Source organism: Bradyrhizobium sp. HKCCYLS20291, from assembly GCF_051167715.1.
GTDB lineage: Bacteria > Pseudomonadota > Alphaproteobacteria > Rhizobiales > Xanthobacteraceae > Bradyrhizobium.
In genome coordinates this window covers 209,788-233,731 of record NZ_JBNPTO010000003.1, presented here as the reverse complement: position 1 = coordinate 233,731, position 23,944 = coordinate 209,788, and the positions used below count along the sequence as shown (strand labels likewise).

Below are 23,944 nucleotides of genomic sequence, written 5' to 3'. Positions count from 1 at the left end.
TTATTCGTCTCCCATGGCGTCAGGCACCGGAATCGCTGCGCTTTCTCACATAAGCGGCCTCGGGCGGAGGGCTCGGGTCGAGGCTGAGCGCCGCCTGGCGCAGCCGTTTCGACCTGGCGCTGATGATGACCTCCCGAAACGTCAGCAGGATTACAGAAATGAGGAACGGCGCCAAATAATACAGCATCCGGAACAGCAGCATTCCGGCCAGCAGCTCCTCGCGGTCCATCTGCCAGAGACCGACCAGCATGGCGGCATCGAACACGCCGAGCCCGCCGGGGGAATGGCTGGCGAAGCCAAGCAAGGTCGCCGAAACGAAGATCACGGCGACCACGACGAAGCCGAGATTGGGCTCGTCCGGCACCAGCACGTACATCGCGAGCGCGCAGAAGCCGAGATCGACGATGCCGATCGCGATCTGCAGCAGGGTCAGCGGGCCGCCCGGCAACACCACGGTCCACGGCCCGCGGCCGACCATGCGCGGCTTGGTCCAGACCCATGCGACATAGCCCATCAGCCCGACCAGAAGCGCGATCGCGGCCATGCGGTTGACCCAGGGCGGCAACTGGTCGATCGCGGCGGCGGCCTCCGGGTGATAGCTGATGCCGAGGCCGAGCACGGCGGCGTTGCCGAGCCAGAACGTCAGGCCGGCGAGGAAGCAGATCTTGGCGACGTCGATCGCGTTCAGCCCATGTGCCGAATAGATCCGGTAGCGCACGGCGCCGCCGGTGAAGACGCTGGCGCCGACATTATGGCCGATCGAATAGCTGGTGAACGCCGCCAGCGCGTTGATGCGATACGGCACATGGTCGTGGCCGATCGTGCGAACGGCGAACAGATCGTAGAACGTCAGCGTGAAATAGCCGGCAGTGACGAACAGCGCCGCGAGCGCGATCTGGTGCGGCTCGGTGCTCTTGATCGCCTCGAGCACCTCGTAGGTGTCGATGCCACGCAGCATGTGATAGAGGACGTAGCAGGCGATCGCGATGACAGCGATGCTGATCAGCACGCCGAGCTTGTGCAGGACTTGCTTCTCGCGCAGGAACGTGGCCGCTCTGCGTATGGCTTCAAGCATCTACACCTCTACCCGTGACGACAACACGATGACCGGGCTCGGCACGGCGCCCCGGAGGCCGCCGCACATCGTCTGCACATACAACGCCCTGGTAGCGCGTTTCGGTGCATTGGGAAACACGGGCCGTGTGAACAGAACCAACCACCGGGCTATACTTAACAGGCTTCGCGAAAATGCGATGCACCGTTTTGCCGCATATCGGGCAATCCTGCGGCGCCGGCCACACTGCGGATCCCGGGTTAAACTTCGGTGAGGAGCGCCGGTCGCCCGGCCTGCGGCGGCGATGATGGGCCATGGCTCAACGATAATTGCGCTCTGCCGCTTTGACAGGCTCGCCGCTCGTCAAACCTTCGTGTCTCCGCACGGAGTCGAGGGCGGCCATGGTGCGGCGCAGCGAGCAGTCCGGATCGTGCCGGGGCTCAGGCGGCCGACTTCATCCGCATGCTGCGGATCACGACCAGGGCCCGCAACCAGGTGCCGATGGCGCAGCCGACCAGATAGGGCACGAACAGGATCAGCAGCAACTCGAGCCAGTAGCCGGCGCGGCCGGGGATCAGGCAGGCGATGGCCAGCCCGACGAGGGTGGCGGCGAGCGCGGCCAGCAGCAGCATCACCAGGCGCGACACCCCGGGAGCGCGATGCACCACGGCGACCCAGCCCATGCCGAGCCCGATGCCGAAGGCGCCGGCCAGCCAGCCCCAATGGAAGGCAACCAGATAGGCCATTCCGTTACCTCACCACGAATTCGATGCGCCGGTTCTGCGCGCGGCCGTCGCCGGTATCGTTCGATGCGATCGGCTGGGTGCTGCCGTAACCGATCGCGGAAAAGCGGTCCGCCGGCAGCCCGGCCTTGGTCAGATAGTCCACCACCGCCTGGGCGCGCTTCTGCGACAGCACCTGGTTGGCGGCAGAGTCGCCCTCGGCGTCGGTGTGGCCGATGATCTCGACATTGGCCGCCGGACAGCGGAAGGCGATCTCGACCAGACGATCGAGCAGCCCGGTGGAATCCCGGTCGAGGTCGCTGCGCCCGGTCTCGAAGCGGATCTTGGCCTTGCCGAGCAGTTCGGCGAACAGCTGCTGGCAGACGGTCGGATCGACCGGAGCAGCGGCCGGCTTGACCGTGATGTCGGCCTTCACCTGCCAGCCCTGCGGCACGTCCTTGCTGAGCCCGGTGCGGATCTGCTGGGCGGCGGCGTCATACAGGGCGTCGCCGGAAATCTTGATGTCGCGATCGGAGACCACGAGCGTGCCCGTCGACAGGCGCGACAAAGCGCCGAGCGCCGGCACCACCGCGTTGACGAAGTTCGACGGCGCGCCGATGCTGTTCTTGAGGTTGTCGACGACCTTCTCGCTGAAGAATTTGCGCGACGACGAGCCAACCACGACGGCATGGATGTTCTCGTCGGGGACGTTGCCCGACAAGGTCACGGTGACCGCGACCGGGTCCTTGTAGGCCTGGAAGACGTAAGGCGGCGCCTTGACCTCGTTGCTGGCAACCTTGAATCCCTCGGGCAGTTTGGCGAGCGCCACGGCGACGGCTTCGCGCCCGCCAAGCTCGCGGGCCATGCCCGAAAGCGACACGTCGCTGTCGGAGATCGTGAACTTGCCGTCCTTCAGCTTGCCGATCTGGCCGATCAGCAGCAGCGCCGCGTCCTCGAACCGCGGCGGCGCGCCGCGCGCCAGACCCATCTGGTCCGCAACCTCGACGCCCTGCAGCGCCGCGCGCGTCGCCTCCACGAGCTTGCCCTTGAGCGCCGGCAGCGGCGCGTTGCCGCCCAACGTCACGCGCACGACATCGCGCTCGGCGGACCACACGAATGGCTTTGCCTCGGGCACCAGCCGGGTCTCGTCGTTGACCAGACGCACGCCGGGGACGGCGTCGACCGCAGCCACCGCGTCACGCCGCCCGGTCTCGGAGAAGGCATTGGCGCGCAGATAGACGTCGCGGCCGTCGACCGTGACGCTGGTCCTGTCGAGCACGGCGGCCTTGAGCGCCGCCGAACTGCGGCTGGCGAGGTCACTTTCCAAGGGAACGGTGCTGGTCCAGGCCGCGAAGCCCCAAAGCACGACGAGCGGGATGACGCCGGGCCACCATTTTCCGCTCCACCTGAAAAGTCCGCGCATTCGTCATCCGTCGCATCGAGGAAGCAGAGAGAAAACAAACCCTTGCATGCCTGTCAAACCGGAAATGCGACGCGCTTTCCGGTATCCTGCGACGTCCGGGCTAAGGTTTTCTTCAGCGATTTGTCGGTAATCTTGTCCCGACACTCACCGGGCCGCATAGTTCAGATGAGGCGATTTCGCAAAACCTTTATTCGGGCCGGCCTGGAAGCGCTGTATTTGAGCGGCGCGCATGTCTGGCTGCGCCCGATCTTCTCGGGCGTCGGCGCCATCTATACCCTGCACCACGTCCGGCCGCGTTCGAGCGCCGAATTCCAACCCAATTGTCATCTCGAGGTCACGCCGGAGTTTCTGCGCGAGATGCTGTCGCATCTGCGCGACCATGACATCGAGATCGTCACCCTCGACGAAATGCACCGGCGGCTGGTGGCGCGCGACTTCTCGCGCCGCTTCGCCTGCTTCACCTTCGATGACGGCTATCGCAACAATCGCGACTTTGCACTGCCGGTGATGCGCGAGTTCGATGCGCCGTTCACGATCTACGTCACCAGCGACTTCGCCGCAGGCCAGGGACGGCTGTGGTGGGTCACGCTGGAGAGGGTCGTGGCAAAGGCTGACATCATCGAGGTCGCGATCGGCGGCCTCGCGTTGCGGCTCGACGCGTCGACGCCCACCGCCAAATGCGTGGCGTTCCAGCGCCTGCACGACTGGTTGCGCTCGCTGCCGGGCGAGCACGACATCCGGCGGGAGATCACCGCGCTGTGTACCCGGCACGGTGTCGACGAGGAGGCGATCTGTCGCGAGCTCTGCATGAGCTGGGATGAGTTGCGGGCGCTGTCGGCGGAGCCGCTGATCACGATCGGCGCGCATTCGATCAGCCACTGCAATCTCGCCAAGCAGACCGAGGAGACGGCCCGCGTCGAGATCACCGAAAGCCGCACGCGGATCGAGACCGAGTTGCAGCGGCCGGTGCTGCACATGGCCTATCCCTATGGCGACCGCGCCGCCGCATCCCAGCGCGAATTCGTGCTGGCCGCCGCGAGCGGCTACAAGACGGCGGTCACCACCCGCCCCGGCATGGTGTTCGCCGAAAGCGCCGATCATCTCACCGCCTTGTCGCGGGTCTCGCTGAACGGGCACTACCAGGACGCCCGCGTGCTGCCGGTGCTGACGTCCGGCGCCGCCACCGCCATGTGGAACGGCTTCCGCCGCATCGACGCGGCATAGCCAAGCCAGCATCTCCCCCGGACGGATTGCGGCAAATTCGTGCGACTGCGTCTCACTTGACAGTGCCGACCCGTCCCGCCCACAAGCGCAGCCAACAAGCAAAGGGAGGCATCATGCTCAAGAATCTGTTCTCGCTCGACGGCCGCATCGCGCTGGTCACCGGCGGCTCGCGCGGCATCGGCAGGATGATCGCGTCCGGCCTGCTCGCGCAGGGCGCGGCGCGGGTCTACATCACCGCGCGCAAGGCTGGGCCTTGCGAGGAGACCGCCAAGGCCCTGACCGCGGAATATGGCGGCGAGTGCATCGCGCTGCCGATCGACATCTCGACGATGGCCGGCATCGACATGCTGGCGGCCGAGATCAAGAAGCGCGAGCCGAAGCTCGACATCCTCGTCAACAATGCCGGCGCGGCGTGGGGCGCCGAGTTCGATGAATTTCCGGAGAGCGGCTGGGACAAGGTGATGAACCTCAACCTCAAGACGCCGTTCTTCCTGACCAAGGCGCTGGCCACGCCGCTGCGCGCGGCGGCGAGCGCCGTTCGTCCGGCGAAGGTGATCAACATCGCCTCGATCGACGGCATCTTCGTCAATCCGCTCGAGACCTATTCTTATGCGGCCAGCAAATCGGGGCTGATCCACCTGACGCGGCGGATGGCGGCGAAGCTGATCAAGGACCACATCGTCGTCACCGCGATCGCGCCGGGGCCGTTCAAGTCCGACATGAACAAGGCCGCCCGCGACAACGCCGACGAGGTCGCCGCACGCGTGCCGGCAGGTCGCGTCGGCACGGATGAGGACATGGCGGGCACGGCGATCTTCCTGGCCTCGCGTGCCGGCGACTACGTGGTCGGCAACACGATCGCGGTGGACGGCGGCATCGTCTACGCGAACCCCGGCATTCCGGGCGCAGGCTGGGATAGCTGAGGCAGCGGATTCACAACACGAACGGTGCGCTCCCTCTCCCCGTTCTTCACGGGGAGAGGGTTGGGGTGAGGGGCAGCCACACGGGAGATGCCTCTGATCTGCAGCGTAGCCGTCAGAGCTCAGCTGCTCGCGTTGAGCGACGCCGTCGTGCCCGTCCGATGTATTTGAGGCCTGAGCCGCGTATGTGCCATGCCCCTCACCCGGATTGCTGCGCAATCCGACCTCTCCCCGCGAAGGGCGGGGAGAGGTTTGGAGAGGCCGGCGCTTGGAGCTGACTTATGGCGAATAGCGAGTAGCGAATAGCGAATAGCGAATAGCGAATAGCGAATAGCGAATAGCGAATAGCGAATAGCGAATAGCGAATAGCGAATAGGCTGCCAGCCTATTCGCTACTCGCAACTCCCTATTCGCCTCTCATCAAGTCTCGATCTTCACGTATTCGAAGTCGCCCGGCTTGTTGTCGATGCCGACCTTCGGGGGCGCGATCCAGGAGGCGTATTCGCCGATTTCGGTGACGGGCTTCATCAGCGAGGCGATATAGGCGCCGTCATCGGTCGAGGGCAGCCAGTCGCCCTTGCGCTTCTGCCACGTGGCCTCGTCGATCAGGATGCCGTCCGGCGTGGCCTGGACATCCTTGAACTCGCCGATGGCGCGGTGGAAGGCCGTGTGCGGCAGCTTGAGCTGGAACTCGTAGCCGGCCGTGCTGATGATCTTGTTCCAGCGCAGCAGGCCCTTGATGCAATCCTGCGAGTAGTCGTCGCGCAGGCGCATGTTGAGCGCGGTCAGCGCCGGCTCGTCGACCCGCTTGATCTCGCCGTCGACCAGCTTGAGCACCGGATAGGTCGAATTCTTGAGCTGGTGGTCGTCCTGAATCTGGGTCTCGTGATAGCGGCCCTTGATGCCGGCGTTGAAGGCGTTCGCCGCGTTGGTCGAGACTTCCGAGCCGAACAGATCGAGCGACAGCGTGTAGTGCAGGTTCAGCTTTTTCTGGATGGTCGGCAGATCGATCACGCCGAGCGCGCGCACCTTGGCGATATCCGTGGGATCGTCGATGCCGGCTTCACGCATCGCATCGACCGTGCGCTGGATGACGCGGCCGACGCCGGTCTCGCCGACGAACATGTGGTGCGCCTCTTCGGTCAGCATGAAGCGGCAGGTGCGCGACAGCGGATCGAAGCCGGACTGCGCCAGCGAGTGCAGCTGCATCTTGCCGTCGCGGTCGGTGAAGTAGGTGAACATGAAGAACGACAGCCAGTCCGGCGTCTTCTCGTTGAACGCGCCGAGCATGCGCGGGGAATCCGCATCGCCCGAACGGCGGCGCAACAACTCGTCGGCCTCCTCGCGGCCGTCGCGGCCGAAATATTTCTGCAGCAGATAGACCATCGCCCAGAGGTGACGGCCCTCCTCGACATTGACCTGGAACAGGTTGCGCATGTCGTAGAGCGACGGCGCGGTCTTGCCGAGGTGGCGCTGCTGTTCGACCGAGGCCGGCTCGGTATCGCCCTGGATCACGATCAGGCGGCGCATCAGCGCGCGGTATTCACCGGGGACCTCCTGCCACGCCGGCTCGCCGTAGTGCTCGCCGAACGGGATCTTGCGGTCTTCTTCCTGCGGAGCAAGGAGAATGCCCCAGCGATAGTCCGGCATCTTCACGTAGTCGAACTTGGCCCAGCCGCGCGGATCGACCGAATAGGCCGTGCGCAGATACACCAGCGACTGCTGGAAGCCCTCCGGGCCCATGTCGTTCCACCAGTCGACATAGCCGGGATGCCAGCCTTCCAGCGCCTTCAGGACCTGGCGGTCCTCGGCGAGATTCACGTTGTTGGGAATCTTGGTCGAGTAGTCGACGTTCATGATGTTCATGTTCATGGAGACCTCCCGGGGGCTTCTATCCGTTGGAGGCGAGTAGCGAATGGCGAGTAGCGAATAGGGATCGTGACGTCCTCCTATTCGCTATTCGCCACTCGCTATTCGCTCCCTTACACTCTCGTCATGTCGTATTGCGGCCGCTCGCCGGTGCCGTAGCGCCGGAGTGCGCCTTCCTCGCCGACCGCGTTGGGGCGCTGGAAGATCCAGTTCTGCCAGGCGGTGAGGCGGGCGAAGATCTTCGATTCCATCGTCTCGGGACCGGCGAAGCGCAGATTAGCCTCTAAGCCGGTGAGGCTGTCGGGAGAGAAGCTGGCGCGCTCCTCGAGGAAGACGCGGATCTCGTCCTCCCAGTCGATGTCGTCCAGCGCGAAGGTGACCAGGCCGAGCTCCTCGGCTTCATCGGCCTCGAGCCGCTTGCCGACCTGCTCGTGCACGCGCTCCAGGCCGTTGGGATCGTCGAGGAAGCGCGACTGCAGCCGGGTCAGGCCGTGGCTCATCGGATAGGGACCGAAGTTCATCGCCGACAATTCGATCGCCGGCGCGGGACGGTTGTCGCCCTGGATGGTGCCGATCAGCATGTAGGAGCGGTCCGAGGCGAACACGAGTTCGGCCAAGGTGCCGGCGAAGCAGGAGCCGGGCTCGACCAGGGTCACCAGCGTGCGCGATGTCACGTCGATGCGCTTGAGCACGCGCTTCCAATAATGCCTGATCTCGTTGACCAGCCAGTGCGCCTTGTTGGCTTCGAGGAAGGCGTCGTAGGCCAGGACCTGGGAGTTCTCGCCCTGCGACTTGAACACGAGCATCGCGATGCCGAGCTCGTTGATGCGCAGATGCAGGATGGCATCATCCAGCTCGCGCGCGACCTGCAGCGGCCAGAACGCGGCGCCCTGCCCGATCATGCCGTCGATGTCGGCCGGCGGCGCGGCTTCTGGCGCCGAGATCGTCAGCGTGGCGATGCGGGCGGCGCGGTCGATGTCGACATTGACGAAGCCGTAGCGCACGCTCGACGCATCGATCACGCGCTTGAGCGGCGTGAGTGCTACGCCCTTGCCGCTGCCGTTGCGCTTGGACGCCGCGGCGAACTCCTTGGCGCGCTCGGCGACCTTGGCATCGACCTTGGAGTTCGGCGCGATCTCGTCGACCAGCCGCCACTGCACCGCGCGCTTGCCCTTGACGCCCTCCTCCGTCGTGCAGAACGCATCCGCACGGTCGCGGCGCACCTTGCGCTTGTCGACGACGCGGGTGAGACCGCCGGTGCCCGGCAGCACCGCCAGCAGCGGCACCTCCGGCAGCGACACCGAGGACGAGCCGTCATCGGCGAGGATGATGTGGTCGGTGGCGAGTGCGAGCTCATAGCCACCGCCGGCGGCGGTGCCGTTCACGACCGTGATGAAGCGCTGGCCGGAATTCTCGGACGAATCCTCGAAGCCGTTGCGGGTCTCGTTGGTGAACTTGCAGAAGTTCACCTTGTGGGCATGGGTGGCGCCCGCCAGCATGCGGATGTTGGCGCCGGCGCAGAACACGCGCGGCTTGGCCGAGCGCAGCACCACGACCCTGACCTCGGGGTGCTCGAAGCGCAGCCGCTGCACGGCATCCGCGAGCTCGATGTCGACGCCGAGATCATAGGAATTGAGCTTGAGCTGGTAGCCCTCGAACAGGCCGCCATTCTCGTCGACGTCCATGGCGAGCGTCGCCACGTCGCCGTCGATCGAAAGCTTCCAATGCTTGTAGCGGGAGGGATCGGTCTGAAAATCGATGAACGTCTTGCCTCCCGCGAGTACGCGGTCTTCCCCGGCCATGAGTCACCCTTCGTTGGAGTGCTTATCGTTGAGATGTAAAATAATGCATGTTCTGGCTGACGTCTACGGTAAAAAGCCGAAACATGCATTTTATTTCATGTTTGTGATGCCGGGCTCGGCAAAGTGGCCGCCGCGAACTCGGCGATGACGCGCAAGGTGGCCTCGGGCGCCTCGCGATGCGGCGAATGGCCGGTCCTGGGCAGCATCGTCACCTCGACCGGGCAGTAGCACTCCTCCTGGATGATCTCGACTTGGCGGACGGTGCCGTACTGGTCGTCGACGCCCTGGATGACAGTGACGGGAACGCGGATGTAGGCGAGTTCGCCGGTGATGTCCCAGGCCCGGAACGCCGGATCGAGCCAGGCGCCGTTCCAGCCATGGAACGCGTTGTCGACGTCCTTGTGCCAGCGCGACAGCTTGGCGCGCAGGTCGGTGGTCTCGTACGCGGTCTTGATCGCTGCGATCGACGTGACCGAAACGTCCTCGACGATGACGTGCGGCGCGATCAGCACGATGCCGTCGAGGCGGTGATCGGCATGGCTGCCGGCATAGATCGCCGCGATCGAGGCGCCATCAGAATGGCCGACGAGGAGACCGCGTTGGAAGCCGATTTGATCGAGCAGTTTCGGCAGCACATCGCGCGCCTCGCGCTGCATGTAGTCGAGCGGGCGCGGCAGAGCGACGGGGCTGGAGGCGCCGTAGCCAGCACGCGAATAGACGAACACCGATGCGCCGGTCGCGGCCTGGAGCTTGTCGGCGAAATCGCCCCATAGCCCGACCGAGCCGAGGCCTTCATGCAGCAGCACGATGCACGGAGCGCGAGAGGGCTGCGGACCGATGAGGCGATATTCGAGTTCGGAGGAGTCGATGGTGAGGAAGCCGTTCGATGAAAGCTGCACGGGTCACTCTCTCCTTCGTCATGCCCGGGCTTGACCCGGGCATCCACGTCTTTCTACGTCGCAGCGGGATGGATGGCGGGGTCAAGCCCGGCCATGACGAACATTGTCAGTTGGGCCAACGACTAAGGGGAAGGCCAACGACTAATTAGCCCCCTCGCGCAGCTTGAAGCGCTGGATCTTGCCGGTTGCGGTTTTCGGCAGGCTGTCCACCACCTCGATCCAGCGCGGGTATTTCCACGGGCCGATCTTCTGCTTGACGTGCTCCTTCAGCTGATCGTGCAGGGTCGAACGGTCGACGCTCGGACGCAGCACGACATAGGCCTTGGGCTTCAACAACCCTTCGGGATCGGCGTCGGGCACGACGGCGGCTTCCAGCACCGAAGGATGCGTGATCAGCGCGCTTTCGACTTCGAACGGCGACACCCAGATGCCGGAGACCTTGAACATGTCGTCGGAGCGGCCGCAGAAGGTGTAGCGTCCGTCGGCATCGCGGACGTATTTGTCGCCGGTGCGCGTCCAATAACCCTCGAAAGTGGTGCGGGTCTTGTGGCGCTGATTCCAGTAACCCTCGCCGGCCGACGGCGCGTGCACCAGCATCTCGCCGACCTCGCCGTCCGGCACGTCCTGCCCGGCATCGTTGACGAGGCGCACCTGATAGCCCGGCACCGGGCGGCCCGAGGAGCCGTATTTGATGTCGCCGGGCGCATTCGACAGAAAGATGTGCAAGAGTTCGGTCGAACCGACGCCGTCGAGAATGTCGACGCCGAAGCGCGCCTTCCAGGCATTGCCGACGGATTCCGGCAGCGCCTCGCCGGCCGAAGTGCAGATGCGCAAGGCGGAGCCCGCCTTTTCGTGGCGCAGCGATTCGTCGTGCAGCATTGCGGCGAACAAGGTCGGCACGCCGTAGAAGATGGTCGGGTTGTAGCGGTTGAGCAGCTTGAACATCAGAGACGGTGTCGGCCGCTCGGAATTGAGGATCGTGGTGGCGCCGACCGAGAGCGGGAAGGTCAGCGCGTTGCCGAGGCCATAGGCGAAGAACAGTTTTGCCGCGGACAGGCAGACGTCGCTTTCGCGGATGCCGAGCACCTGGCTCGCATAGGTCTCGGCGGTCGCGGCGAGATTGCCGTGCAGATGGCGCACGCCCTTGGGCATGCCGGTCGAGCCCGACGAATACAGCCAGAACGCCGGCTCGTCCTCGTGAGTCGCGACCGTGTCGAACTGATCGCTCTCGCCCGCAAGTTCTTCCGACAGCAGCTTGTGGCCGAACGCATTGGCGCCGGAGACGACGACGCAGTCGAGATCGGGCATCCGCCCGACGATGTCCTTCACAGCGGGATACAGCGCCTCGGAGACGAACAGCACGCGGGCGCGGCAGTCGGCCAGCACATAGGCGTATTGCTCCGAGGTCAGCAGCGTGTTGAGCGGCACCGGGACGATGCCGGCGCGCATGGCGCCGAGGAACACCGCCGGGAAATCCACCGTGTCGAGCATGATCATCGCCACGCGCTCCTCGCGGCGGACGCCGAGGCGGCGCAGCATGTTGGCGACGCGACAGGACTGCTGTTGCAGGCCACGATAGGTCAGCTCGGAGACAGTGTCCGTGTAGGCGAGCTTGTCGCCGCGGCCCGCTTCGACATTGCGGTCGAGCAGCCACGACACCGCATTGTACGACTTCACGGCATTCCTCCCCGGATTTTTGAATTATAATTCATAGATGGCCACCAACATCGCTTGCTGTCAATCCTCCCCGGCATTATGTTTCCGCTTCAAGAGAAGTCAGAGGGACATGGCGCTCAACAGCGACGCTGCCAGGGACGATGCCGGCCAATCCGCGGCCGAGACCGATTTCCTCGACCAGCTGGGCCAGCGGGTGCGGCGGATGCGCGGTCTCGCCGGCATGTCACGCAAGGTGCTGGCCGAGGTCTCCGGCATTTCCGAGCGCTACATCGCCCAGCTCGAAAGCGGCAAGGGCAACGTCTCGATCGTGCTGCTGCGCCGCATCGCCAACGCCATCAACGCCCCGCTCGACGACATCATACCCGGCGGCGAGCCACCGCCGGACTGGCCGGTCATCCGCGACCTGCTGAAGAAGGCGAGCCCGAGCCAGATCGCGCAAGTGAAAGAGCTGCTCGCCGGCGGCCCGTCAGCGCCGCTGCGGCGCGCGTTCTCCGGCATCGCCCTGATCGGCCTGCGCGGCGCCGGCAAATCGACGCTGGGCCGGATGCTCGCCGAGCGGATCGGCTGGAGCTTCGTCGAGCTCAACAAGGAGATCGAGCGGCAGAACGGGCTGTCGGTCGCCGAGATCATCGCGCTCTATGGCCAGGAAGGTTTTCGCCGCATGGAGCAGGCCGCGCTGGTGCAGCTGCTGGCGCGCAAGGAGCTGATGGTGCTGGCGACCGGCGGCGGCATCGTCTCCGAGCCCGTGACCTTCGACCTCATCCTCAACGCGTTCTACACGATCTGGCTCAAGGCCGAGCCCGAAGAGCACATGGGCCGCGTGCGCAAGCAGGGCGACCTCCGCCCGATGGCCGACGACCGCTCGGCGATGGTCGAGCTGCGCAACATTCTGGCGAGCCGCGAGCCGCTGTATGCGCGGGCGAATGCGGTGGTCGATACGGCGGGGCTGTCGGTCGATGCTGCGGCCGCACGGCTCGGCGACGCGGTGAAGCCGGTGATCGCCAACGAGGCGCGGATGTTCGCGCGGGGGTGAAACCGCCCGCGTGACGGCCGCGACACCACAAGCCCCCACATTAACCACTGCCGTCATTTTAGTACCGCCGACGGTGGCCACACACCCTCTGATTGCTTAATAAAGCGTTAAGTGATCGGAGGACGTATCATGGAAGAACGCCGTCGCGAGGCCCGCCAGCGCGTCTATTATGGCGGGGTTCTCACCTTCAATTCCGGCTGCTCGACGCTCGCTTGCGTCGTGCGCAACTTCAGCGACCGCGGCGTCAGGCTCGAGGTCGACGGGTCCGCGCTGCTGCCTGATCGCGTCGATCTGGCGATCGAGCGGCGCGGCTGGTCACGGCCGGCCCGCATGGTCTGGCGCGACAGCGAGGGTGCCGGCCTCGTCTTCGACGCGCCGGACCGCGACGTGATTCCGCTGGAATGGGCGCGCGCGCAGCGCCTGCGCGATCGCACCAACAAGCAGCTCAAATCGCGTCTCGAGCAGATGCTGTCGGGCCATTGAGCTGATGTCCGAGACCTCACCCGAGAACGATGAGCTGATGCTCCCATTGCCCGCCCCGCTTGCGCGGCACGCGGCGTTCGCTGCCGGACGTACTCAGCGCAGGTCCTGGCTGGGGCGCCTCGCGCTGCTGCTCGTCGCGCAATATGTGATCGTGCTGCTGATCGGCGTAGCGGCGGCATCGACCGTGCGCGCGGTCGTGCTGCCAGAAGTCGTAGGCCGCTTCGAGGCGCTGGCAGCGGCGCTCAAGCGAACGCCGCTGCCTTGAGATCATTCGATCTCGCGCAGCTCCGCATAGGTCAGCGGCGTCAGGCCGGCGCCGTCGAAATAGATGAAGCGCAGGCGGCGGCGGCGCGAGATGAAATTCGACGGCAGCGGATCGTAGCGGAAGGTGCCGCCGCCGAGATGCGGCGTCAGGCTGCCGACGTCGGTGAGCGCGTCGATCTCGACGCGGAGTAGCTTCAGGCTCTCGCCCTCCCGCAAGATCTCGAACGGGATGCGCGCAAGCCGCAGGAAGCTGGTCGGATCGGGCGCAGCGATGAAGCCGTCGACGAAGGCGGCTTCGACCTTGTCGAGATCGGGCTCGACCACCGCCGCCGGCTTGGCGCCCTCCGGCTGATGCGGCGTCTGCCATTGCACCGGGGAGCGATGGCCGTGCGGGTGGTTATGACCCGGGCCATGTGGCGGATGATCGTGATCATGGTGGTGATCATGGTGGTGATCATGATCATGCTGGTGGCCATGGTCGTGATGATGATGGCCGTGATGGTGGTGATGATGGCGCATCGCGGACCTCAGAAGCTGACCGGCTTGTTGATGATGTGCTTGTGGCTGCCGAGCTTGCCATGGGCGACCATCGAGCCGAGCGCCTCGACGACGACGCGGACGCCGATCAGCGCGGTGATGTCCGAGGTGTCGTAGGGCGGCGAGACCTCGACGACCTCGAGCCCGCACAAGCCTTCAGCCGCGACGAGGCCGAGCAGCTTCAACGCCTCGCGCGGCAGGAAGCCACCTGGCTCCGGCCAGCCGGTGCCGGGCACGAAGCCGCAATCGATGGAGTCGACGTCGAACGAGATGTAGACGGCGTCGGCATCCTTCCAGGCCAGCTCCAGCGCGATCTCGGCGGTCTTCTCCAGGCCGATCTTCTCGATGTCGGCGATGGTCAGCACGTTGGTGTTGCGCTTGCGCGCGACCTCGACGCCCTCGCGCGGCACCTGCCAGCCGCCGATGCCGAGCTGCACCAGATTGGTCGGCGAGACGTTCGGCAGATTGGTCGCCCAGTACCAGGGCGTGGTGTGCATGCGCTCGTCGAGATCCTTCTCCTGGATGTCGATGTGACGATCGAAATGGATGATGCCGATGCGCTTGTCGGTGCACTGCGCGATGCCGCGCACGCAAGGGAAGCCGATCGAATGGTCGCCGCCGAGCATGATCGGCAGCGCGCCGGACGAGGCCACATGCGCCACGCCGCGGCTGATCTGGTCGAAGCTCTTTTCCAGGTTCGCCGGAATGGTGAAGACGTCGCCGGCGTCGCACAACGTCATCTGCTCGCGCAGGTCGACGCCGAGCTCGTAGTTGTAGGGCGTGTAGAGCGCGGAGATGCGGCGGATGCCCTGCGGCCCGAAGCGGGTGCCGGGACGATAGGTGGTGCCGGAATCAAACGGGATGCCGATCACGGCCGCGTCGTATTTGCCGACGTCGCGGACGTTCTCGACATAGGGCGCCTTCATGAAGGTGTTGATGCCCGCGAAATGCGGCAGCTCACCACGCGCGAAGGTCGGGATCTCGCGATCGGTCAGGCTGTCGGAGCCGGGCAGGCCCATGTCGAGCGCCCATTGCTTCTCCCTGCGCCAGCCATTGCTCGGCAGCTTGCCTTCCGCCTCCAGCGCCTGCCAGCCCTGGGTGGCCATCTTGTCGAAGTCCGGATGATGGCGGCGCAGGCTGGTGCGCTGCGGATGCAGGCCGGCACGGCGGGTGCGCCGCATGGCTCGGAATGACATGGAAAGTCTCCTTCTTCGTTTCTTCTGGGTGTTGTTATTGCGCCGCCTGCACGTTGGCGCGGATGAAGCCGAGCACGGGCACGGGGCTGTCGCGGGTGAGATCGAGGTCGTAGGTGATGCGCGCGCCGAACCGCTCCGGCGCCTGCGGATCCTTGCGCGGGCGGTCGAGCGCGATCAGCCGCGTCGCGAGGCCGAACGCCTCCTTGATGTCGTGGGTGACCATCACGATGGTCATCTTGTGCTCGCGCCACAGCGGCTTGATCAGCGCATGCATCTGCGCCCGGGTGCCGGGGTCGAGTGCGCCAAAGGGCTCGTCGAGCAGCAGCACGCGCGGCTGCTTTGCCAGCGCCTGCGCGATCGCGAGCCGCTGCTGCATGCCGCCGGACAGCGCGCTCGGATATTTGTCGGCGTGAGGCCCGAGGCCGACCGCCTCGATCAACGCGCGGCACTTTTTCAACGCGTCCTTGCGCGCCACGCCGAACAGCCGCGCCGTGAGCGGACTGGCGGCCATCTCATAGCCGAGCAGCACGTTGCCCAGCACGGTCAAATGCGGAAACACCGAGTAGCGCTGGAACACGATGCCGCGGTCGGGACCTGGCTCCGCCGGAAACGGCTGGCCGTCGAGCAGCACCGCGCCCTGGCTCGGTCTCTCCTGGCCGAGGATCAGGCGCAGGAACGTGCTCTTGCCGGCGCCGGAGGGACCGACGATCGACAAGAAGGTGCCGGAGGCGATCTCGAGATTGATGCGTTCGAGCACGACCTGGTTGCCGTATTCGACCCAGACGTTGCGGAAGGACAGCGTGCTCATCAGTGGCTCGCTCGCGCATAGGCCCAGGGGAAGGCGCGCTGGCCGAACCAGACCAGCGCGTAGTCGAAGACGTAGGCGAGCAAGGTGATCCAGACGACGTAGGGCAGGATGACGTCCATCGACAGATAGCGCCGGACCAGGAAGATGCGGTAGCCGAGCCCGACGTCGGAGGCGATCGCCTCTGCCGAGATCAGGAACAGGAAGGCCGGGCCGATCATCAGCCGCAGCCCCTGGATCAGCCGCGGCATGATCTGCGGCAGCACCACGCGGATCGCGACCTGCCAGGTCGAGCCGCCCAATGTCTGCGCCTTGATCAGCTGCTCGCGCGGCATGTTCTGCACCTCGAGCGAGAGGTCGCGGACCAGGGTCGGCGTCACGCCGATGATGATCAGCACGACTTTTGAAAGCTCACCGAGACCGAACACGATGAACAGCACCGGCAGCACCGCCATCGGCGGGATCATCGACAGCACCGCGACCAAGGTGCCGAAGCCAGCGCCGGCGACCGGTAGCAATCCGATAGCGAGCCCGAGCGTAAGACCGATGGCTGCGGAGATGCCGAGCCCGAGCGCGAGGCGCTGCAGGCTCGCCGCCGTATCCGACCACAGCACGTAGTCGCCGGAACGCCGGTCCGGCTCGGTCGCGAGCCGCTTCGAGGTCGCGACCATCTCCGAGACCGGCGGCAGCAGCTTGTCGTCGGGATTGTCAGCGCGCCGCTGCGCCGAGCCGACCACGTAGATCAGCGCGATCAGCAGGAACGGCAGCAGCGCCAGCAGCATTCGGCTGCCCCGGTTCGGAACGATGTTCATCGCACGCGGCATCGCGAGACTCCCTCAATCCTCTCCATGACCACGCTGCGCACGATCAACGTGCAGCGCCGGCGTCAGAGCTGCCCCTCATGGTGAGGAGGCGCGAAAGCGCCGTCTCGAACCATGAGGCCTCAGTCCCTGCCTCATCCTTCGAGACGCTCGCTACGCGAGCTCCTCAGGATGAGGGTTGAGACCGGTTGCGCGCGACAGACAGCTCAGAGCTTCCCGTCCGCCGCCATCTTCATGTAGGTCGGGTCGAAGCGCAGCTTGACGTTGGTCGTGGAGCCCAGCGCCTTCGTCGGCGTGGAGATGCCGACGGCGTCCTTCGATTTCACGTTCTCGCCGAGCAGGTTGTGGTCGAAGCAGAAGGTGCGGACGTGGTCCATGATCTTCGGCAGCTCCGGCCCGGTCATGAAGGCGAGCGCGTCCTTCGGCTCGTAGTACATGAAGGTGGTCTTGAGCTGGGTCTCGAAGCCGGCGAGATCGGTGCCGCTTAGCTTTGCCATCGCCTCGCGCGCGGCCTTGCCCTTCTCGCTCTGATCCTTCATCAGCGCGATGGTCTCGTACCAGATGCCGACCAGCGCCTTGCCGAGCTCCGGATTGTCCTTCAGCGTCGCGCTGTTGACGACGAGAAGATCCTCGATCTCGCCCGGGATCTTGCTGGAGTCGAACACCAGCGTGGCGCCGGGCTCCGCCTTCACTTCGAGCAGCTGCGGATTCCAGGTGACGACCGCCGTCGTATCCGGCGATTTCGCGGCGGCGACGATGTCGGCGTCCGACGTGTTGACGGTCTTGATGTTCTTCTCCGAGAGCTTCGCGGTCTCAAGGCCGCGCGCCAGCAGATAATGCGACACCGAGAGTTCGACGAGGTTGACCTTCTGGCCCTTGATGTCGGCCATGGTCTTGCCCTTCTTGAGCACGACGCCGTCATTGCCGTTCGAGTAGTCGCCCATGATGATCGCGGACGTGTCGACGCCGCCCGCGGCGGGAATCGTCAGCGCATCCATGTTGGTGACGGTCACGCCGTCGAACTTGCCGGCGGTGTACTGGTTGATCGACTCGACGTAGTCGTTGATCTGGGTGACCTTGATCGTGATGCCGTATTTGTCGGCCCATTTCTTGACGATCCCGGATTCGGCGGCGTAGGGCCACGGCATCCAGCCGACATAGATCGTCCAGGCGATGTTGAATTCCTTCTTCTTCTCGGCTGCTGCTGATGACAACGATGCGGTCGCCAGCGTCGACGCCGCGAGCAGGGCAACAAACAGTTTTCGTGCGTTGAACATGTCCAGTCCCTCATTGGTTTTGTGACCTGCGGACTGGCAAAAACAACCTCGAGCCTGCCAAGCGCGGCCACTGAGGTCTCCCGGGTTTTTATCCCGCCGTGCACCAGGGCTCTCCCCTGGCGGCTGCTCTCGGACCAGCGTTCTCTCGAAGAGAACCGGAACCCTAGCTGCCAACTCTGAGCAACAAGGTCAGCAAGCCGCGTGCCAGGGAAAAACGCTTGCGATTCAATGGAACCGGCGGCACGCTGTGCTCAAAAAGCTGGCACACAGAATTCTTCTTGAGCGATGAGGCCCGCGACGAACATTGGCCATGCACATGCTGCATGAACCCATCGCAACGGGCGGACGACCTTACGAGGCCAGCTCATCAGTCGCCATGGTGTGGAGTTCCGTCGATATGATCAAGTTCTCGGGGATTGCAGTCGCGAGCGTCCTGGCTCTGAGCCTCGCATCCGGCGCGGCGGTCGCACAGAGCGCCCCGGCTGCTGATGCGCCGGCCCAGCCCACACCCAGCCCGAGCCCCGGCCCCAGTTCGGCTCCTGCCGCAACGCCGACCGCTCCAGCCCCGGCCGCGTCCTCCGACAAGGCAGGCGAGGCGAAGCCGGCCAGCGAGGCAGCCGCGCCGAAAAAGAAGCGCACGCGCACCACGCGGCAGGAGGTCGAGCACTCGTTGCGCAGCGGCACGGTGCCGTCGCGCTACCGCAGCCGGGTGCCGAAGGAGTACCAGAGATACATCCCGTTCGAGCGTTGAGATCTGTTCGGATATCGCAGCGCGCGGGCGCCTAGGTTGGCGGCGTCAGCTTGACGATGATTCCGACGATCAGCATGAAGGCGATGCACAGCGCCGTCTCAAGGTCGGAGTGGTCCGACCAGAAGCCGCGCAGGCCGGCCACGGCTCGTTTCGGTGCTTCCATGCGAAGATGAGGCACACGCATTTGCTCAACCTTTGATAAAAGGCAAAACAAAACACTACCCTGGAGAATAGTCCCGTCCCCGCCGCGCCTCAATGCGAAAAATCGGCGCACCCGCGCGGCTGCGGAAGATCTACGCACCCGCAGGCAACATGATCTTGACGTGAGTCAATCCGCATCCAAGTCGTCTTGCCGGCAGCGCGCCGTCAAATCCCGAGATAGCGATGCTGCAGTTCCGGTTCCGCCATCAGCTGCTCCGAGGTGCCGCTCCACACCGTGCGGCCGCGCTCGATGATGTAGTGGCGGTCGCAGATGCGGGTGAGGTGACCGACATTCTTGTCGATCACCAGGATCGACTGCCCGCGCGATTTCAAGAGCGACAGGCAATTCCAGATCTCCTCGCGGATCAGCGGCGCCAGGCCTTCGGTCGCCTCGTCGAGGATCAGGAGCTTGGGATTGGTCATCAGCGCGCGGCCGATCGCCAGCATCTGCTGCTCGCCGCCGGAGAGCTGATTGCCCATGTTGCTGCCGCGCTCCGCGAGCCGCGGGAACAGCGCGTGGATCTTGTCCAGCGTCCACGGATCCGACGCGCCGAGCCGGTTGGTCGACGCTGCGACAAGGTTTTCCGTGACGGTGAGATTCGGGAAGATCTGCCGGCCCTCGGGCACCAGGCCGATGCCGAGTTGGGCGATCCGGTAGGACGGCAGCTTGCGCGTTTCCTGGCCAGAGAAGCGGATCATGCCGGCGCGCGCCTGCGTCAGGCCCATGATCGAGCGGATCGTCGTGGTCTTGCCCATGCCGTTGCGGCCCATCAGCGAGACCATCTCGCCCGGACGGATCGCCAGCGACAGGCCGAACAGGACCTGGCTCAGACCGTAGCAGGTTTCGATGCCGTCGACCTCGAGCAGCATGCCGTCCGCCTTCTGATCAGCCATGGCCGACCACCACGTGCTGATCGCCGAGATAGGCGCGCTTGACCTCCTCGTTCTGGCGGATGTCATCCGGCGCGCCCGAGGCGATGATGCGGCCATAGACCAGCACCGAGATGCGGTCGGCCAGCGCGAACACCGCGTCCATATCGTGCTCGACCAGCACGATCGAGACCTCGCTGCGCAGCTCGGCCAACAGCTTCACCATGCGCTGGGATTCCGTTACGCCGAGGCCGGCCATCGGCTCGTCCAGCAGCATGATTTGCGGCTTGGTCGCGAGCGCAACCGCGAGCTCCAGCTCGCGCTGTTCGCCGTGGCTGAGCTTCGACACCAGAACATCGGCACGATGGCCGAGCCCGACGCGCTCCAGCGCGGCGCGCGCGGTATCGCGCAGCGCCTTCTCCTTGCGCGCATTGGCGAAGAAGCGAAACGAATGCTTGCCGTCATGCGCCTGCGCCGCCAGGGCAACGTTGTCGGCTGCGGTGAAATCGGTCAGCAGCGAGGTGATCTGGAACGAGCGCGCCAGCCCGAGCGCGCTGCGCTTGTAGGCAGGGAAATGCGAGATGTCGCGGCCGCCGAGGAAGATGCGGCCGCCATGCGGCGCGAGGTGGCCGGTGAGCTGGCTGATCAGCGTGGTCTTGCCGGCGCCGTTGGGTCCGATGATGGCGTGGATCTCGCCCTTGGACACGTCAAGGCAGACGTGATCGGTGGCAATGATGCCGCCGAAGCGGCGCACGAGATTGTCGACGCGAAGCAACGGCTCAGCCACGGTTCACCCTCCCGAGCATGCCCATGATGCCGCCGCGGCCGAACAGCACGATCAGGAGCAGCAGCGGCCCCATGATCAGCGCCCAATACTCGGTGAGCTGCGACAGCACCTCTTCCAGCACCAGGAACACGACGGAGCCGACGACCGGTCCCATCAAGGTGCCCATGCCGCCGAGGATGACCATCACCATCAGGTCGCCGGAGCGGGTCCAGTACATCACAGCGGGGCTGACGAAATCGGTGTTGTTGGCGAGCAGCGCGCCCGACAGCCCGCACAGCATGCCGGCGATGACGAAGCAGGCGAGCTTGTAGCGCTTCGACGGGAAGCCGATCGCCTGCATGCGCTGCTCGTTGGAGCGCAGGCCCTGCAGCACCAGGCCGAAGCGCGAATTGACGATGCGCCAGACCAGCGCGACGACGCCGAGCAGACAGAACAGGCAGAGATAATAGAACTGCACGCGGTTGCCCAGATTGATCAGGCCGCCGAAATCGCTGCGCTTGTACACGGTGAGGCCGTCATCGCCGCCGTAGCGCGCGAGGCCGGAGGCGACGTAATAGGCCATCTGCGCGAAGGCCAGCGTGATCATGATGAAGTAGACGCCGCGGGTCCGCAGCGAGAGCGCGCCGATCACCACCGCATAGACCGCCGACACCGCGATCGCCACGGCGAACTGCGCCCAGCCGGAGCCGATGCCCTCCTGCGCCAGGATGCCAACGGCGTAGCCGCCGATGCCGAGATAGGCGGCATGGCCGAAGCTCATCATGCCGCCATAGCCCATCAGCAGGTTCAGGCTGACGGCCGCCAACGCCAGGATCACGATGCGGGTGAACAGCGTCAGGATGAAGATGTTGCCGCTGAGGTTCGAATAGACCGGCAGCAGCACCAGGCCGGCCACGACCAGGGCGGCTACGATGGTCGAAACGTTGAGCTGTGATTTCATCTGCGGTTGGCCGGAAACAGACCTTCAGGCCGCGCCACCAGCACGATCGCCATCAGGAGATAGATCAGCATCGAGGACAGCGCCGGCGCCGCGGTGGAAGCCGACGCCGAGTTCAGCACTTGGCGCAGCAGGTTGGGCAGAAAGGCGCGTCCAATCGTGTCGATCAGGCCGATCATGATCGCGGCGATGAAGGCACCGCGGATCGAGCCGATGCCGCCGATCACGATCACGACAAAGGCAAGGATCAGGATGTTCTCGCCCATGCCGATCTGCACCGTGAGGATCGGCGCCTGCATCAATCCGGCAAGGCCGGCGAGCGCGGCACCAAGGCCGAACACCAGCGTGTAGAGCAGCTTGATGTTGATGCCGAGCGCGCCGATCATCTCGCGGTTGGAGGCGCCGGCGCGGATCAGCATGCCGATCCGCGTCCGCATCACTCCGAGATAGAGCAGCAGCGCCACCAGCAGCGCGACCACGATGATGGCGAGACGATAGGCCGGATACTGGATGCCGGGCAGGATCGTGACCGGAAAGGCGAGCCAGGACGGCAGCGGCAGCGCGAGACCCGCCGGGCCCCAGATCAGCCGGACCGCCTCGTTGAAGAACAGGATCAGGCCGAAGGTCGCGAGCACGTGATCGAGATGGTCGCGCCCATAGAGATGGCGCAGTGCCGTGAATTCGAGCACGATGCCGAGCAGAAGCGTGGCACCGAGCGCCAGGACGGCGCCGAGCACGAAGCTGCCGGTCCAGGCCACGAAGGTCGCCGCGAAATAGGCGCCCATCATGTAGAGCGAGCCGTGGGCGAGGTTGACGAGGTCCATGATGCCGAACACCAGCGTCAGGCCCGCAGCCAGCAGGAACAGCAGCAGTCCGAACTGCAGCCCGTTCAGGAATTGTTCGACGACGAGAAGCATGCCCCTCACTTCACGCTCAAAAAGACGGCGGCAGAACCGTTGCAGGCGCTGCCGCCATGTCCGTCCCTTCGATCATAGGACGAAGATGTTTTAAGCTTCAAGCAAATTCCAGGCCGGTCCGCGCCCGGCCAGGATTCTTTTTGCTTACTTCATCGGGCACTTGTCGTGGAAGCGGTCCTGGTCGTTCTCGACGATGGTCGCCACCGTCTTCAGCGACAGCTGGCCGTCGGCATCCTTGACCACGTCCTGCAGATAGAAGTTCTGGATCGGGATGTGGTTGTTGCCGAACTTGAAGCCGCCGCGCAGCGACTTGAAGTTGGCCTTCTCCATCTCGGCCTTTATCGCGTCCTTCTTGGACGTGTCGCCCTTCACCGCAACCACCGCGCTGTTGATCAGCTGCGCCGCGTCATAGGCCTGGGCGCCGTAATAGGTCGGGCGCAGGCCGGTGTACTTCTTGCGGTAGTCGGCGACGAAGGTCTTGTTCTGCTGGTTGGGCAGGTCGTTGACCCATTCCTGGGCGCCGGGGACGCCGATCGCATTGTCCTTCTGCAGCGGCAGCGACAATTCGTCGACGGTGAAGGCGGTGTAGAGCGGCATCTTCTCCTTGAGGCCGGCCTGCGCGTATTGATTGAGGAACTGCACGCCGGCCGCGCCCGGATAGAACACGAAGATCGACTCGGCGCCCGAGGCGCGGGCCTTGGAGAGCTCGGCGGAGAAGTCGAGCTGGCTCGGCCACACCGTATATTCCTCGCCGACCACCTGGCCCTTGAAGGTGCTCTTCAGGCCCGCCAGCATGTCCTTGCCGGCCGCGTAGTTCGGGCCGATCAGGAACACCGACTTTACGTTCTTCTGGTTCATGTAGAGGCCCATCGCCGCGGGCGTCTGGTCGTTCTGCCAGGAGGTCGAGAATACGTAAGGCGAGCACAATTCGCCGGCGAGTTGCGACGGGCCGGCATTCGCCGAGATCAGGAAGGTCTGGGAATCCACCGCTGTTTTCAGCGAGGCCAGCAGCACGTTCGACCAGATATAGCCGACGATGAAATCGACCTTGTCGGACTGCACCAACTTCTCGGTCTTCTGCTTGCCCACGTCAGGCTTCTGCTGGTCGTCCTCGTAGATCACCTCGACCGGCTTGCCGTCCATCTTGCGGCCAATATGATCGAGCGCGAGCTCGAACGAATTGCGCATGTCGTTGCCGATCACGGCGGTCGGACCGCTGAAGGTCGAAACGAAGCCGATCTTGATGGTGTCGCCGGCAAACGCCGTGCTCGAAAACAGCAGCGCCGCGGCGCCAGCCAGCCAGAAGCTCGTCTTCATGGTCTTCCCTCCCCTGATCAAATCGTTCTTATCGTTGTTACACCATCGGCATGCAACGGCACGGCGCGCGGCGGCGTTTCGCCGCAGCGTCCCGTCGCGCGCCAACCCATGCACCATAATTCCCGCAAACGGGCAAAGGCAAGAACTATAGTGCCTGT

Annotated in this window: 24 protein-coding genes and 1 riboswitch; of the genes, 6 read left to right on the top strand and 18 right to left on the bottom strand. The window is 64.9% G+C overall.

Annotated elements, in window-relative coordinates:
• Positions 1–19 precede the first annotated feature (19 nt).
• The 3 genes from ACQR07_RS08950 to ACQR07_RS08940 form a co-directional block, all read right to left on the bottom strand.
• On the bottom strand, positions 20–1,075 hold the full coding sequence (locus tag ACQR07_RS08950) for a lysylphosphatidylglycerol synthase domain-containing protein (protein ID WP_434901948.1): 1,056 nt from the start codon (positions 1,073–1,075) through the stop codon (positions 20–22).
• A 419-nt stretch (positions 1,076–1,494) separates the two neighbouring features.
• On the bottom strand, positions 1,495–1,800 hold the full coding sequence (locus ACQR07_RS08945; protein ID WP_434901947.1) for a hypothetical protein: 306 nt from the start codon (positions 1,798–1,800) through the stop codon (positions 1,495–1,497).
• A gap of 4 nt (positions 1,801–1,804) precedes the next feature.
• On the bottom strand, positions 1,805–3,199 hold the full coding sequence (locus ACQR07_RS08940; protein ID WP_434901946.1) for an OmpA family protein: 1,395 nt from the start codon (positions 3,197–3,199) through the stop codon (positions 1,805–1,807).
• A 165-nt stretch (positions 3,200–3,364) separates the two neighbouring features.
• Here ACQR07_RS08940 and ACQR07_RS08935 point away from each other — a divergent pair, with 165 nt between their 5' ends.
• Positions 3,365–4,423, top strand: coding sequence for a polysaccharide deacetylase family protein (locus ACQR07_RS08935; protein WP_434901945.1), 1,059 nt, complete (start codon positions 3,365–3,367; stop codon positions 4,421–4,423).
• A 113-nt stretch (positions 4,424–4,536) separates the two neighbouring features.
• The gene (locus tag ACQR07_RS08930; protein WP_434901944.1) at positions 4,537–5,346 is read left to right on the top strand and encodes an SDR family oxidoreductase; all 810 of its coding nucleotides are present in this window, start codon (positions 4,537–4,539) and stop codon (positions 5,344–5,346) included.
• 417 nt (positions 5,347–5,763) lie between these two features.
• On the opposite strand, the gene boxB is transcribed toward ACQR07_RS08930, so the two are convergent.
• From boxB to ACQR07_RS08910, 4 genes are all read right to left on the bottom strand, one after another.
• On the bottom strand, positions 5,764–7,215 hold the full coding sequence (gene boxB / locus ACQR07_RS08925; RefSeq protein ID WP_434901943.1) for a benzoyl-CoA 2,3-epoxidase subunit BoxB: 1,452 nt from the start codon (positions 7,213–7,215) through the stop codon (positions 5,764–5,766).
• A 110-nt stretch (positions 7,216–7,325) separates the two neighbouring features.
• Positions 7,326–9,014 carry a 2,3-epoxybenzoyl-CoA dihydrolase gene (gene boxC / locus ACQR07_RS08920; RefSeq protein ID WP_434901942.1) on the bottom strand — a complete coding sequence of 563 codons (1,689 nt, stop codon included), beginning with the start codon at positions 9,012–9,014 and terminating at the stop codon, positions 7,326–7,328.
• A gap of 95 nt (positions 9,015–9,109) precedes the next feature.
• On the bottom strand, positions 9,110–9,913 hold the full coding sequence (locus ACQR07_RS08915) for an alpha/beta fold hydrolase (protein ID WP_434901941.1): 804 nt from the start codon (positions 9,911–9,913) through the stop codon (positions 9,110–9,112).
• Between the two features lie 141 nt (positions 9,914–10,054).
• Positions 10,055–11,572 carry a benzoate-CoA ligase family protein gene (locus tag ACQR07_RS08910; RefSeq protein ID WP_434902275.1) on the bottom strand — a complete coding sequence of 506 codons (1,518 nt, stop codon included), beginning with the start codon at positions 11,570–11,572 and terminating at the stop codon, positions 10,055–10,057.
• A gap of 127 nt (positions 11,573–11,699) precedes the next feature.
• On the opposite strand from ACQR07_RS08910, the gene ACQR07_RS08905 reads away from it, so the two are divergent.
• The 3 genes from ACQR07_RS08905 to ACQR07_RS08895 all read left to right on the top strand — a co-directional run bounded on the left by ACQR07_RS08905 (position 11,700) and on the right by ACQR07_RS08895 (position 13,371).
• Complete coding sequence (locus tag ACQR07_RS08905; RefSeq protein WP_434901940.1) at positions 11,700–12,623, top strand: helix-turn-helix transcriptional regulator; 924 nt, start codon at positions 11,700–11,702, stop codon at positions 12,621–12,623.
• 129 nt (positions 12,624–12,752) lie between these two features.
• Complete coding sequence (locus ACQR07_RS08900) at positions 12,753–13,106, top strand: PilZ domain-containing protein (RefSeq protein ID WP_434901939.1); 354 nt, start codon at positions 12,753–12,755, stop codon at positions 13,104–13,106.
• 4 nt (positions 13,107–13,110) lie between these two features.
• On the top strand, positions 13,111–13,371 hold the full coding sequence (locus ACQR07_RS08895) for a hypothetical protein (protein WP_434901938.1): 261 nt from the start codon (positions 13,111–13,113) through the stop codon (positions 13,369–13,371).
• 2 nt (positions 13,372–13,373) lie between these two features.
• On the opposite strand, the gene ACQR07_RS08890 is transcribed toward ACQR07_RS08895, so the two are convergent.
• The 5 genes from ACQR07_RS08890 to ACQR07_RS08870 all read right to left on the bottom strand — a co-directional run bounded on the left by ACQR07_RS08890 (position 13,374) and on the right by ACQR07_RS08870 (position 18,006).
• Positions 13,374–13,742 (bottom strand): hypothetical protein, encoded by a 369-nt coding sequence (locus ACQR07_RS08890; RefSeq protein WP_434902274.1) that lies wholly within the window; start codon positions 13,740–13,742, stop codon positions 13,374–13,376.
• 155 nt (positions 13,743–13,897) lie between these two features.
• Complete coding sequence (locus ACQR07_RS08885; RefSeq protein WP_434901937.1) at positions 13,898–15,103, bottom strand: agmatinase family protein; 1,206 nt, start codon at positions 15,101–15,103, stop codon at positions 13,898–13,900.
• A 34-nt stretch (positions 15,104–15,137) separates the two neighbouring features.
• The gene (locus ACQR07_RS08880; protein ID WP_434901936.1) at positions 15,138–15,911 is read right to left on the bottom strand and encodes an ABC transporter ATP-binding protein; all 774 of its coding nucleotides are present in this window, start codon (positions 15,909–15,911) and stop codon (positions 15,138–15,140) included.
• Complete coding sequence (locus ACQR07_RS08875; RefSeq protein WP_434901935.1) at positions 15,911–16,732, bottom strand: ABC transporter permease; 822 nt, start codon at positions 16,730–16,732, stop codon at positions 15,911–15,913. The genes ACQR07_RS08880 and ACQR07_RS08875 overlap by 1 nt, the downstream gene beginning before the upstream one ends.
• 203 nt (positions 16,733–16,935) lie before the next feature.
• Positions 16,936–18,006, bottom strand: a complete 1,071-nt coding sequence (locus tag ACQR07_RS08870; RefSeq protein WP_434901934.1) for a putative urea ABC transporter substrate-binding protein — start codon at positions 18,004–18,006, stop codon at positions 16,936–16,938.
• Between the two features lie 75 nt (positions 18,007–18,081).
• A riboswitch (guanidine-I (ykkC/yxkD leader) is annotated at positions 18,082–18,184 on the bottom strand.
• Between the two features lie 219 nt (positions 18,185–18,403).
• Between ACQR07_RS08870 and ACQR07_RS08865 the strand changes: the two genes are divergently transcribed.
• Entirely contained in the window at positions 18,404–18,757 is a 354-nt protein-coding gene (locus ACQR07_RS08865; RefSeq protein WP_434901933.1) for a hypothetical protein, read from the top strand.
• Between the two features lie 31 nt (positions 18,758–18,788).
• Here ACQR07_RS08865 and ACQR07_RS08860 read toward each other — a convergent pair whose 3' ends face one another.
• From ACQR07_RS08860 to ACQR07_RS08835, 6 genes are all read right to left on the bottom strand, one after another.
• A complete protein-coding gene (locus ACQR07_RS08860) occupies positions 18,789–18,920 on the bottom strand; it encodes a transporter (RefSeq protein WP_434866067.1) in 132 nt (43 codons plus the stop codon).
• A 203-nt stretch (positions 18,921–19,123) separates the two neighbouring features.
• Positions 19,124–19,828 (bottom strand): ABC transporter ATP-binding protein, encoded by a 705-nt coding sequence (locus ACQR07_RS08855; RefSeq protein ID WP_434902273.1) that lies wholly within the window; start codon positions 19,826–19,828, stop codon positions 19,124–19,126.
• Positions 19,829–19,844: 16 nt separating this feature from the next.
• Entirely contained in the window at positions 19,845–20,615 is a 771-nt protein-coding gene (locus tag ACQR07_RS08850) for an ABC transporter ATP-binding protein (RefSeq protein WP_434901932.1), read from the bottom strand.
• Positions 20,608–21,555: a branched-chain amino acid ABC transporter permease gene (locus ACQR07_RS08845; protein WP_434901931.1), complete on the bottom strand. Its 948-nt coding sequence runs from the start codon at positions 21,553–21,555 to the stop codon at positions 20,608–20,610. The genes ACQR07_RS08850 and ACQR07_RS08845 overlap by 8 nt, the downstream gene beginning before the upstream one ends.
• On the bottom strand, positions 21,552–22,469 hold the full coding sequence (locus ACQR07_RS08840) for a branched-chain amino acid ABC transporter permease (RefSeq protein WP_434901930.1): 918 nt from the start codon (positions 22,467–22,469) through the stop codon (positions 21,552–21,554). The genes ACQR07_RS08845 and ACQR07_RS08840 overlap by 4 nt, the downstream gene beginning before the upstream one ends.
• 144 nt (positions 22,470–22,613) lie before the next feature.
• Positions 22,614–23,786, bottom strand: a complete 1,173-nt coding sequence (locus ACQR07_RS08835; protein ID WP_434901929.1) for an ABC transporter substrate-binding protein — start codon at positions 23,784–23,786, stop codon at positions 22,614–22,616.
• Positions 23,787–23,944: the final 158 nt, after the last annotated feature.

What these genes read in the sequence shown, in the direction of transcription:
- ACQR07_RS08880 (WP_434901936.1), bottom strand. Translation starts at nt 15,911, where the DNA reads ATGAGCACGCTGTCCTTCCGCAACGTCTGGGTCGAATACGGCAACCAG.
- ACQR07_RS08855 (WP_434902273.1), bottom strand. Translation starts at nt 19,828, where the DNA reads ATGCTGCTCGAGGTCGACGGCATCGAAACCTGCTACGGTCTGAGCCAG.
- ACQR07_RS08950 (WP_434901948.1), bottom strand. Translation starts at nt 1,075, where the DNA reads ATGCTTGAAGCCATACGCAGAGCGGCCACGTTCCTGCGCGAGAAGCAA.
- ACQR07_RS08840 (WP_434901930.1), bottom strand. Translation starts at nt 22,469, where the DNA reads ATGCTTCTCGTCGTCGAACAATTCCTGAACGGGCTGCAGTTCGGACTG.
- ACQR07_RS08845 (WP_434901931.1), bottom strand. Translation starts at nt 21,555, where the DNA reads ATGAAATCACAGCTCAACGTTTCGACCATCGTAGCCGCCCTGGTCGTG.
- ACQR07_RS08935 (WP_434901945.1), top strand. Translation starts at nt 3,365, where the DNA reads ATGAGGCGATTTCGCAAAACCTTTATTCGGGCCGGCCTGGAAGCGCTG.
- ACQR07_RS08835 (WP_434901929.1), bottom strand. Translation starts at nt 23,786, where the DNA reads ATGAAGACGAGCTTCTGGCTGGCTGGCGCCGCGGCGCTGCTGTTTTCG.
- boxB (WP_434901943.1), bottom strand. Translation starts at nt 7,215, where the DNA reads ATGAACATGAACATCATGAACGTCGACTACTCGACCAAGATTCCCAAC.
- ACQR07_RS08900 (WP_434901939.1), top strand. Translation starts at nt 12,753, where the DNA reads ATGGAAGAACGCCGTCGCGAGGCCCGCCAGCGCGTCTATTATGGCGGG.
- ACQR07_RS08895 (WP_434901938.1), top strand. Translation starts at nt 13,111, where the DNA reads ATGTCCGAGACCTCACCCGAGAACGATGAGCTGATGCTCCCATTGCCC.
- ACQR07_RS08930 (WP_434901944.1), top strand. Translation starts at nt 4,537, where the DNA reads ATGCTCAAGAATCTGTTCTCGCTCGACGGCCGCATCGCGCTGGTCACC.
- ACQR07_RS08945 (WP_434901947.1), bottom strand. Translation starts at nt 1,800, where the DNA reads ATGGCCTATCTGGTTGCCTTCCATTGGGGCTGGCTGGCCGGCGCCTTC.
- ACQR07_RS08860 (WP_434866067.1), bottom strand. Translation starts at nt 18,920, where the DNA reads ATGGAAGCACCGAAACGAGCCGTGGCCGGCCTGCGCGGCTTCTGGTCG.
- ACQR07_RS08905 (WP_434901940.1), top strand. Translation starts at nt 11,700, where the DNA reads ATGGCGCTCAACAGCGACGCTGCCAGGGACGATGCCGGCCAATCCGCG.
- ACQR07_RS08870 (WP_434901934.1), bottom strand. Translation starts at nt 18,006, where the DNA reads ATGTTCAACGCACGAAAACTGTTTGTTGCCCTGCTCGCGGCGTCGACG.
- ACQR07_RS08865 (WP_434901933.1), top strand. Translation starts at nt 18,404, where the DNA reads ATGATCAAGTTCTCGGGGATTGCAGTCGCGAGCGTCCTGGCTCTGAGC.
- ACQR07_RS08875 (WP_434901935.1), bottom strand. Translation starts at nt 16,732, where the DNA reads ATGCCGCGTGCGATGAACATCGTTCCGAACCGGGGCAGCCGAATGCTG.
- boxC (WP_434901942.1), bottom strand. Translation starts at nt 9,014, where the DNA reads ATGGCCGGGGAAGACCGCGTACTCGCGGGAGGCAAGACGTTCATCGAT.
- ACQR07_RS08885 (WP_434901937.1), bottom strand. Translation starts at nt 15,103, where the DNA reads ATGTCATTCCGAGCCATGCGGCGCACCCGCCGTGCCGGCCTGCATCCG.
- ACQR07_RS08940 (WP_434901946.1), bottom strand. Translation starts at nt 3,199, where the DNA reads ATGCGCGGACTTTTCAGGTGGAGCGGAAAATGGTGGCCCGGCGTCATC.